The following is a 9,564-nucleotide window of genomic DNA, read 5'->3' on the forward strand; positions in this document are numbered from 1 at the left end:
CTGTGAGAAGCTGGAGTCCTGCATCTTTGTGCGGGCCCTGGCCCTGTTGGCGGCAGCCCCTGCAGAATGTCCCGAGAAAAGGTCCGTCCCCTGGCTTCAGTGGTGAGCGGACCGACAGATGGTGGAAAACCTCATAAATGGAAGGAGCGCAGCATTGAAGATTCTGGTTCCCGTTAAACGCGTCGTCGACTACAACGTCAAGGTCCGCGTGAAGAGTGACGGCTCCGGCGTGGATATCGCCAACGTCAAGATGTCCATGAACCCCTTCGACGAGATCGCCGTCGAGGAGGCTGTCCGTCTGAAGGAAGCCGGTGTTGCTACCGAAGTGGTGGCTGTTTCCTGCGGTGTCGGTGCCTGCCAGGAAACCCTGCGCACTGCCATGGCCATCGGCGCTGACCGGGGCATCCTGGTCGAGTCCGACGCCGAACTGCAGCCGCTGGCCGTGGCCAAGCTGCTCAAGGCTCTGTGTGACAAGGAGCAGCCCCAGCTCGTCATCCTCGGCAAGCAGGCCATCGATGACGATTCCAACCAGACCGGTCAGATGCTTTCCGCGCTGATGGGCTGGCCCCAGGCCACGTTCGCTTCCAAGGTGGCCGTGCATGGCGACAAGGCCATTGTGACCCGCGAGATCGACGGTGGTCTTGAAACCCTCGAGGTTTCGCTGCCGGCAGTGGTCACCACCGACCTGCGCCTCAACGAGCCGCGCTACGCCACCCTGCCGAACATCATGAAGGCCAAGAAAAAGCCGCTCGAGACCGTCAAGCCGGCAGATCTGGGGGTCGACGCGACTCCGCGCCTGACCACCCTCAAGGTGGTCGAGCCGGCCAAGCGCAGCGCAGGCATCGTGGTGGCTGACGTGGCTCAGCTGGTGGATAAACTCAAGAACGAAGCGAAGGTGCTGTAATGACGATTCTGGTTGTTGCCGAGCACGACAATGCGTCCCTCAAGGGCGCCACCCTCAACGCCATCACTGCCGCCGCCAGACTTGGTGGCGCCATTTCGGTCCTCGTCGCGGGCTCTGGCGCCGCTGCCGTGGCCGAAACCGCAGCCAGGCTGGCTGGCGTGACCAAGGTGCTGGTGGCCGATTCGGCCGCTTTTGCCGACCAGTCCGCCGAAAACCTGGCCAACCAGGTTGTCGAGACGGTCAAGGCTGCCAGCGGTGCCATCACCCACGTGCTGGCCCCGGCCACCACCTTTGGCAAGAATGTGCTGCCCCGGGTGGCGGCCCTGCTTGACGTGGCCCAGATTTCCGAAATTGTGGCTGTCGAATCTGCTGACACCTTCGTGCGTCCGATCTACGCGGGTAACGCCCTGGCCACGGTCAAGTCGGTGGATCCGGTCAAGGTCATCACCGTCCGTACCACCGCCTTCGAAGCGGCGGGCGAGGGTGGCTCCGCCTCCGTGGAGACCGTGGCGGCCGTCGCCGAGGCTGGCCTGTCCAAGCTGGTGGGCCGTGAGCTCACCAAGTCGGCCCGCCCCGAACTGGGCGCCGCCAAGATCATCGTTTCGGGCGGTCGTGGTCTGGGCAGCGGCGAGAACTACACCAAGGTACTCGAGCCTCTGGCCGACAAGCTTGGGGCTGCCCTGGGTGCTTCCCGTGCCGCGGTGGATGCGGGCTACGTGCCCAACGACTACCAGGTCGGCCAGACCGGCAAGGTTGTCGCACCCCAGCTCTATGTGGCCGTCGGCATCTCCGGTGCCATCCAGCATCTGGCCGGCATGAAGGACTCCAAGGTGATCGTGGCGATCAACAAGGATCCTGAAGCGCCGATCTTCCAGGTGGCCGATTACGGCCTGGTGGCCGATCTGTTCGAAGCCGTACCGCAACTCGTCTCGGCAGTCTGATCGGTCGTCCGCCGACGGGGAGCGTTGAATGAACCTCGCGTCAGACCTCTTTTCCATGGCGTGGCATGTATTTGCCAGCCTGTGTGGAGTGGGGGCTGGCGCGTGGTTGTATCTGAAGGCGCCCTGGAGGCGCCTGCTCGACACCCAGCAGTTGAACGCGATGGCGGGCGCTGCCGTGGTGCTCACCGTCTTGTGGAGCATGAATGCAGGGGTCTATCCCGGGCTCAACCTGCATCTGCTGGGGGCCATGGCCACCACCCTGATCTTCGGGCCGCAGCTGGCCCTGGTGGTACTCGCCCTGGCCCTGGCCGGCATTACCCTCAACGGCAGTGCGGAATGGAGCGCCTATCCCATCAACCTGCTGGTGATGGGCATTGTGCCGGTGGCGGTGGCCACCCTGTATTTCCGGGTGATGGAGCGCTTCCTGCCGAAGCACTTCTTTGTTTACATCTTCGTCAATGCCTTTCTCGGCGCTGCCGTCACGGTCCTTGTCCAGGGGCTGGTCGCGACGCTGAGCCTTCTTGCTGCCGGCGCTTACCCGGCGGACAAGTTGCTGTCCGAGTACCTGCCCTTCTTCCTGCTGCTGGGTTTTGCCGAAGCCTGGCTGTCGGGCATGGCCCTCACATTGCTGGTGATCTACCGTCCCGAATGGGTGTCCACCTTCGATGACCGCAGTTACCTGATCAACAAGTAAGCCGGCATCAAGCAGTCGTAATACCTACAACAACATACGTGGAGAAAAACCGATGAGCAGCTATACCGCACCCCTTCGTGACATGCAGTTCGTCCTGCGCGAACTGGCGGATCTGGACGCCGTGGCAGCCCTGCCGGGCTGTGAGGAGGCTACTCCGGATCTGGTGGATGCCGTCCTTGAAGAAGCCAACAAGTTTGCCAGCGGTGTGCTGGCTCCCCTCAACTGGACCGGTGACCAGGAAGGTGCCACCTGGAACGACGGCGAGGTGCGTACTGCTCCCGGCTGGAAGGAAGCCTACAAGCAGTTCTGTGAAGCAGGCTGGACCGCCCTGGCGGCCGATCCCGAGTTCGGGGGGCAGGGCCTTCCCAAGACCCTCTCCACCGCGGTGGTCGAGATGTGGCAGGCGGCCAACATGGCCTTCTCCCTGTGCCCGATGCTGACCAATGGGGCCATCGAGGCCATCAAGCTGTGTGGTACGCCTGAACAGAAGGCGGCCTACCTGGAGAAGATGATCAGCGGCCAATGGACCGGCACCATGAACCTGACCGAGCCCCAGGCCGGCTCCGACCTGGCGGCGGTACGGACCCGTGCCGTGCCCCAGGAGGATGGTTCCTACCAGATCTTTGGCCAGAAGATCTTCATTACTTACGGCGAGCACGACATGACGGACAACATCGTCCATCTGGTGCTGGCCCGCCTGCCGGATGCCCCCGAGGGTGTCAAGGGCATCTCCCTCTTCGTTGTGCCCAAGTTCATCCTCAATGCCGACGGTTCCCCGGGTGCGCGTAACGACGTGCACTGCGTTTCCATCGAGCACAAGCTGGGCATCCATGCCAGCCCGACGGCCGTACTGGCCTTTGGCGACAAGGGCGGCGCCACCGGCTATCTGGTGGGCGAGCTGAACCGCGGCCTGGAATACATGTTCATCATGATGAACGAGGCCCGCTTTGCCGTTGGTCTCGAAGGCCTGGCCCTGTCCGACCGGGCCTATCAGCAGGCCCTCGCCTATGCCAAGGATCGCATCCAGGGCACCGAGGCTGGCGTGCGGGGCGGTCCCAAGGTCAGCATCCTGCATCACGCAGATGTGCGTCGCATGCTGATGTCCATGAAATCCCAGATCGAGGCTCAGCGCGCCCTGACCTATGTGGTCGCCGCTGCCACCGACTTCGCCCACCACTCGCCGGACGAGGCTGTACGTGCCTCCAGCCAGGCCTTCGTAGACCTGATGATCCCGATCATCAAGGGCTGGTTGACTGAAGCGTCCATCGAGATCACCTCCACCGGCGTGCAGGTGCATGGGGGCATGGGCTTCATTGAGGAGACCGGTGCCGCCCAGCACTTCCGGGATGCCCGCATCACCGCGATTTACGAAGGCACCACCGCGATCCAGGCCAACGACCTGATCGGTCGCAAGACCGCCCGGGATGGGGGCGCCACCGCCAAGCTGGTGATTGCCGAGATGCGCAAGGTCGAGGCCCAGCTGGCCGAGGCGGCTGGCGAGGAGTTTGCGGCGATCCGCAAGTCCCTGTCTGCTGGCGTGACCGCGCTGGAGGAGGCCGTGGAGTACATTGCGGCCACCTTTGGCAAGGACATCAAGGCGGCCTCCGTGGGGTCCGTTCCCTATCTCAAGCTGTTCGGCATCGTGGCCGGTGGCTGGCAGATGGCCCGGGCTGCACTGATTTCCGCCCGTCGTCTGGCCGAGGGTTCCGGTGACGCCGCCTTCTACCAGGCCAAGATCACCACCTCCCGTTTCTATGCCGACCACGTGCTGTCCCAGGCCCCGGGTCTGGCCTATTCGGTGGTCAACGGTGCTGCGGGCGCGCTGGCGCTCAGCGAGGCACAGTTCTGATCCGCGGATCTCCGTCTTCAGGATGAACAAGGGGGCCTTCGGGCCCCCTTGTTGTTGCAGGTGCCGGAAAACTCAGCGCTTGCGGGACAGGTGGGTGATGGCCCGGGTCAGTCCCTCCAGGGTCATCGGGAACATCCGCTCTGCCAGGATCTCGCGGATGATGCCGATGGACTGGCGGTAACTCCAGCTCCGCTCCGCTTCCGGGTTGAGCCAGGCCAGGGAAGGGTAGGCGTCGGCCAGGCGGCGCAGCCAGACGGCGCCGGCTTCGGTATTGCTGTACTCGATGGAGCCGTTCGGCTGGAGGATCTCGTAGGGGCTCATGGTGGCGTCGCCCACGAAGATCAGCTTGTATTCCGGGCCATACTTGTGGATCACGTCGAGGGTCGGGGTGCGCTCCGAGTGGCGGCGGTGGCTGTCGCGCCAGACGTGGTCGTAGACGCAGTTGTGGAAATAGAAATACTCCAGGTGCTTGAACTCGGTGCGGCAGGCGGAGAACAGCTCCTCGCACACCTTGACGTGATCGTCCATGGAGCCGCCCACATCGAAGAAGATCAGCACCTTGACCGCGTTATGGCGCTCGGGGCGCATCAGCAGGTCCAGGTAGCCCGCATTGCGGGCGGTGGCGGCGATGGTGCCTTCCAGGTCCAGTTCGTCCGGCGCCCCCTGGCGGGCAAAGCGGCGCAGGCGACGCAGGGCGACCTTGATGTTGCGGGTGCCGATCTCCACCGAGTCGTCCAGGTTGCGGTATTCCCGCTGCTCCCACACCTTCACCGCGGTCCGGTTGCCGGCAGATTCTCCGCCCACCCGGATGCCTTCCGGGTGATAGCCGCTGTTGCCGAAGGGAGACGTGCCACCGGTACCCACCCACTTGCTGCCGCCCTGATGTCGTCCCTTCTGCTCCTGAAGGCGTTTCTTGAATTCTTCCATCAGCTTGTCCCAGCCGAGCTTCTCGAGCCTGGCCTTTTCCTCCGGCGTCAGGTGCTTCTGCAGCATGGCCTTGAGCCACTCCTCGGGGAGGTCCACCTCAAGTCCGGGAATGGACTGGACGCCCTTGAAATATTCGCCGAAGGCCTGATCGAAGCGGTCGAAACGGGCTTCATCCTTGACCAGGCAACTGCGGGCCAGGAAGTAGAAATCCTCCATGCTGTGGCCGGCCAGCCCAGCCTGGAGGGCCTCCAGGAGGGTCAGGAATTCCTTGGTGGACACCGGCAGCTTGCGGGCCTTCAGATGCAGGAAGAAGTCGATCAGCATGATGGCGGGGGTTCAGCGGTTGCGCTGGGCCATGAACACCAGGCGCTCGAAGAGGTGCATGTCCTGCTCGTTCTTGAGCAGGGCGCCGTGCAGGGGGGGGATGCTGGCCTTCTGGTCCGGCGAGCGCAGGGCCTCGACGGGGATCTCCTCGGCCACCAGCAGCTTGAGCCAGTCGATCAGCTCGGAAGTGGATGGTTTTTTCTTGAGGCCGGGAACGTCCCGCAGCCCGAAGAAGACTTCCAGCGCTTCTTTGAGGAGCGCCTGCTTGATCCCCGGGACGTGCACGTCGACGATCTGCTGCATCGTGTCCCGGTCCGGGAACTTGATGTAATGGAAGAAGCAGCGGCGCAGGAAGGCGTCGGGCAATTCCTTCTCGTTGTTGGAGGTGATGAAGACGATGGGGCGATGCTTCGCTTTCACCAGCTGCCGGGTCTCGTAAACGTAGAACTCCATGCGGTCCAGTTCCCGCAGGAGATCGTTGGGGAATTCCACGTCCGCCTTGTCGATCTCGTCGATCAGCACCACCGTCGGAGTGTCGGATTCGAAGGCTTGCCACAGGGGGCCCTGAACGATGTAGTTGGAGATGTCCTTGACCTTGTCATCGCCCAGCTGGGAGTCCCGGAGACGGGAAACGGCATCGTATTCGTACAGGCCCTGCTGGGCCTTGGTGGTGGACTTGATGTGCCACTGCAGCAGCGGCATGCCCAGGGCAGCAGCCACTTCCTCCGCCAGCAGGGTCTTGCCGGTACCTGGTTCTCCCTTGATGAGCAGCGGACGCTGCAGGCGGATGGCCGCATTGACGGCCAGCATCAGATCGGGAGTGGCGACGTAGTTGTCGGAGCCTTCGAAACGCATGGGTTCCATCCTTGGTGTGGGGTTCTGGGGGATTATAGCGGTGACGATTGACGTGCACGGAAGTGGCGTGCTGCCGAGCACACGGTGTTTGCGTGGATCTCCACCGTATCGTCGATCTGGCGGGCGTAGCCGCCGGCCATCGCGATGGCGATGGGCAGTCCGCGTTTCCTTGCCTTCTCGAAGACCAGGGTATCCCGTTCCAGCAGACCGCGCTTGGTCAGCTTCAGGCGGCCGAGGCGGTCGTCCTCGTAGGGGTCCGCCCCCGCCAGGTAGATCACCAGATCTGGCCGTCCCCGGGCAAACACCACGCCCAGCGCGGCCTGCAGGGCGGTGAGGTAGGTGTCGTCGCTGGTGCCGTCGGGCAGTTCGATGTCCAGATCGCTGCTTTCCTTGTCGAAGGGATAGTTTCTGGCCCCGTGGATGCTGAAGGTGAACACGTCGGGGCGCTGGGCCAGGATTGCCGCGGTGCCATTGCCCTGATGCACGTCGCAGTCGATGATCGCGACCCGCTCGACGCGCCCCTCCGCCCGCATGGCCAGCGCGGCGATGGCCGCGTCGTTGAAGACACAGAAGCCTTCCCCGCGATCCCGGAAGGCATGGTGGGTGCCCCCGGCCAGATTGGCCGCGCAGCCTTCCTCCAGGGCGGCGCGGCAGGCCGCCAGAGTGGCTCCGGCCGAACGCCGGGAGCGCTCCACCATGGCCTCCGACCAGGGGAAGCCGATGCGGCGGATCTCGTCCTTGTCGAGGGTGCCGCGGATCACCCGCTGCAGGTAGCCCGCTTCATGGGCGCGCAGGATCTCGCTGTCGGTGGCCGCATCGGGGACCTGGAAGTCACCGGGTCCAAAGGCCCCGGAGCGGAGCAGACGTTCCCGCAGGCGGGCGTATTTTTCCATCGGAAAGCGGTGCCCTTCGGGCAGGGGGAGTACGAAGTGGTCGGCGTAGAAGAGTTTCATCGGGAGCTCGGACTGTTATCATTTCCTGCCACGGCCTGGGGCCGGACACCGGGACGCATCATGCACCTTCTAGAGACCCTGCGGGCCGATCAAGCGGACATCACCGCGATCCGCCGCGACATTCACGCCCATCCGGAACTTGCCTTCGAGGAACATCGCACCGCCGGGATCGTTGCCGAGCGTTTGCGTACCCTGGGCATCGAAACCCACACCGGGATCGGCAAGACCGGTGTCGTGGGCGTGCTGAGGGCCGGCACCGGCTCTCGGGCCATCGGCCTGCGGGCCGACATGGACGCGCTGCCGATCCAGGAAAAGAACGATTTTACCCATCACTCCAAGATCCCCGGCCGGATGCACGCCTGTGGCCACGACGGCCACACGGCGATGCTGCTGGGCGCGGCAGCGGCCCTGGCCCGCAGCCCGGATTTTGACGGGACGGTGTACTTCGTGTTCCAGCCGGCGGAAGAAGGGGAAGGCGGTGCCCCCGAGATGATTGCCGATGGCCTCTTTGAACGCTTCCCGATGGACGCCATTTTCGGCCTCCACAACTGGCCCGGTCTGCCCGTGGGCCACATCGCCGTACACCGGGGTCCGGTGATGGCCTGTGCCGACCGCTTCGACATCGAGATCAAGGGCCACGGGGCCCATGCGGCCATGCCGCACCAGGGGATCGACCCGGTACTGGCGGGGGCGACCCTGGTCCAGGCGCTCCAGTCGGTGGTGAGCCGCACCAAGGATCCCCTGGATGCGGCGGTGCTCTCCATCACCCAGTTCCACGCGGGAGATGCCTACAATGTGATTCCCGACAGCGCCCGCATCGGGGGCACCGTGCGGGCCTTCCGTCCGGAGACCGAGTCCCTGGTCGAGGACAGCATGCAGCGGGTGTGCGCCGGTGTCGGTGCGGCGTTCGGCGCCAATGTGCGTTTCGACTACCGGCGCGGCTATCCTCCCACCATCAACACGGTCCCCGAAGCCGAGTTCTGTGCCCGGGTGGCGGCCGAAGTGTGCGGCGAGGGCCACGTGCAGATCGATCCCAAGCCCAGCATGGGGGCCGAGGACTTCGCTTACTTTCTCCAGGAAAAGCCCGGCTGCTACATCTGGCTCGGCAATGGCCCAGGGGAGGGGGGCTGCACCCTGCACAATCCCCACTACGACTTCAACGATGAGGCCATTCCCTACGGCGTGGCCTACTGGGTGACCCTGGTGCAGCGCTGGCTGAACCCCTAGCTGCGCGTTCATCCACTGCCCTCCGGGGCCCACGCTGGCCGGGCGCTTCATGTGCCCGTCTGAACCCCGGTACCGTTCCGTGGTCCCAGGATGGACTCCGCTTCCTTCTTCCTGACTTCAATGCTTTTTTCCCTGCGCATGCTGCGCCGTGACCTGCGGGCCGGCGAACTTGGCCTGTTGATCGTCGCCCTGGTCATCGCTGTGGCCGCCCTGACCAGCGTGGGTTTTTTCACCGACCGGGTGGCCCAGGGGCTGGGGCGGGAGGCCAACCAGCTGCTGGGGGGGGACCTCGTGCTGGTGGCGGACCATCCGCTGGATCCCGCCTATCGCGAGGAGGCGACGCGCCTGGGCCTGCGCTCGGTGATCAGCACCACCTTCACCAGCATGGTGAGCAAGGGAGAGGATGCCCAGCTGGCCGGCGTTAAGGTGGTGGAGGACGGGCACCCCCTGCGTGGGAGCATGCGCATCGCCCCCGGTCTCAACCTGCCGGATGCACCCGCAGCCGGCATCCCCGCGCCCGGGGAGCTGTGGCTCGATGAGCGTCTGACCAGCGCCCTGGGGGCGCAGGTGGGCGAGCGCGTACAGGTGGGCGCATCCCAGTTCCGGGTCGCGGGGGTGCTGAGTTTCGAGACGGACCGGGGAGCCAACTTCTTCAGCCTGTTGCCCCGGGCGGTCTTCAATGCCCGCGACCTGCCCGCCAGCCAGCTGATCCAGCCTGGCAGCCGGGCCTTCTACCGTCTGCACCTGGCCGGCGCGCCGGAAGTCGTGACCCGCTTCCAAGGCTGGGCCACCCCCCGGCTCCAGCGGGGGGAGCGACTGGAGACCGTGGACAACGCCCGCCCCGAGGTGCGCACCCTGCCCGACCGCACCGAGCGGTTCCTGCGTTTCGC

At 64.8% G+C, this 9,564-nt stretch carries 9 protein-coding genes; 6 read left to right on the plus strand and 3 right to left on the minus strand.

What is annotated here, in order from left to right; translation table 11 throughout:
* Window positions 1-154: 154 nt before the first annotated feature.
* Genes PHD22_RS08475 through PHD22_RS08490 form a run of 4 tightly spaced genes read left to right on the plus strand, consistent with a single transcriptional unit; the run spans window position 155 to window position 4,388 of the window.
* Window positions 155-904 (plus strand): electron transfer flavoprotein subunit beta/FixA family protein, encoded by a 750-nt coding sequence (locus tag PHD22_RS08475; protein WP_299865038.1) that lies wholly within the window; start codon window positions 155-157, stop codon window positions 902-904.
* The gene (locus PHD22_RS08480; protein WP_299865041.1) at window positions 904-1,845 is read left to right on the plus strand and encodes an FAD-binding protein; all 942 of its coding nucleotides are present in this window, start codon (window positions 904-906) and stop codon (window positions 1,843-1,845) included. Before PHD22_RS08475 ends, PHD22_RS08480 begins: the two co-directional genes overlap by 1 nt.
* Before the next feature lie 28 nt (window positions 1,846-1,873).
* Window positions 1,874-2,539, plus strand: a complete 666-nt coding sequence (locus PHD22_RS08485; RefSeq protein WP_299865044.1) for an energy-coupling factor ABC transporter permease — start codon at window positions 1,874-1,876, stop codon at window positions 2,537-2,539.
* A gap of 52 nt (window positions 2,540-2,591) precedes the next feature.
* Window positions 2,592-4,388, plus strand: a complete 1,797-nt coding sequence (locus PHD22_RS08490; protein ID WP_299865047.1) for an acyl-CoA dehydrogenase — start codon at window positions 2,592-2,594, stop codon at window positions 4,386-4,388.
* 72 nt (window positions 4,389-4,460) lie between these two features.
* Here PHD22_RS08490 and PHD22_RS08495 read toward each other — a convergent pair whose 3' ends face one another.
* The 3 genes from PHD22_RS08495 to PHD22_RS08505 are packed head-to-tail and all read right to left on the minus strand — an operon-like array spanning window position 4,461 to window position 7,447.
* Complete coding sequence (locus PHD22_RS08495) at window positions 4,461-5,639, minus strand: VWA domain-containing protein (protein ID WP_299865050.1); 1,179 nt, start codon at window positions 5,637-5,639, stop codon at window positions 4,461-4,463.
* A 12-nt stretch (window positions 5,640-5,651) separates the two neighbouring features.
* Window positions 5,652-6,503, minus strand: a complete 852-nt coding sequence (locus tag PHD22_RS08500; RefSeq protein ID WP_299865053.1) for a MoxR family ATPase — start codon at window positions 6,501-6,503, stop codon at window positions 5,652-5,654.
* Window positions 6,504-6,526: 23 nt separating this feature from the next.
* Window positions 6,527-7,447 carry a histone deacetylase gene (locus PHD22_RS08505; RefSeq protein ID WP_299865055.1) on the minus strand — a complete coding sequence of 307 codons (921 nt, stop codon included), beginning with the start codon at window positions 7,445-7,447 and terminating at the stop codon, window positions 6,527-6,529.
* Window positions 7,448-7,507: 60 nt separating this feature from the next.
* Here PHD22_RS08505 and PHD22_RS08510 point away from each other — a divergent pair, with 60 nt between their 5' ends.
* Together PHD22_RS08510 and PHD22_RS08515 are read left to right on the plus strand one after the other, a co-directional pair.
* Window positions 7,508-8,674 carry a M20 aminoacylase family protein gene (locus tag PHD22_RS08510; RefSeq protein ID WP_299865058.1) on the plus strand — a complete coding sequence of 389 codons (1,167 nt, stop codon included), beginning with the start codon at window positions 7,508-7,510 and terminating at the stop codon, window positions 8,672-8,674.
* Window positions 8,675-8,764: 90 nt separating this feature from the next.
* A partial coding sequence (locus PHD22_RS08515) for an ABC transporter permease (protein WP_299865061.1) occupies window positions 8,765-9,564 on the plus strand: 800 nt, incomplete at its 3' end.

It is taken from the genome of Zoogloea sp. (genome assembly GCF_028693495.1).
Classification (GTDB): domain Bacteria; phylum Pseudomonadota; class Gammaproteobacteria; order Burkholderiales; family Rhodocyclaceae; genus Zoogloea.

Excerpts from the sequence above, each read along its gene's own strand:
- PHD22_RS08490 (WP_299865047.1), top strand. The coding sequence starts at position 2,592 with ATGAGCAGCTATACCGCACCCCTTCGTGACATGCAGTTCGTCCTGCGC.
- PHD22_RS08480 (WP_299865041.1), top strand. The coding sequence starts at position 904 with ATGACGATTCTGGTTGTTGCCGAGCACGACAATGCGTCCCTCAAGGGC.
- PHD22_RS08505 (WP_299865055.1), bottom strand. The coding sequence starts at position 7,447 with ATGAAACTCTTCTACGCCGACCACTTCGTACTCCCCCTGCCCGAAGGG.
- PHD22_RS08510 (WP_299865058.1), top strand. The coding sequence starts at position 7,508 with ATGCACCTTCTAGAGACCCTGCGGGCCGATCAAGCGGACATCACCGCG.
- PHD22_RS08485 (WP_299865044.1), top strand. The coding sequence starts at position 1,874 with ATGAACCTCGCGTCAGACCTCTTTTCCATGGCGTGGCATGTATTTGCC.
- PHD22_RS08500 (WP_299865053.1), bottom strand. The coding sequence starts at position 6,503 with ATGGAACCCATGCGTTTCGAAGGCTCCGACAACTACGTCGCCACTCCC.
- PHD22_RS08495 (WP_299865050.1), bottom strand. The coding sequence starts at position 5,639 with ATGCTGATCGACTTCTTCCTGCATCTGAAGGCCCGCAAGCTGCCGGTG.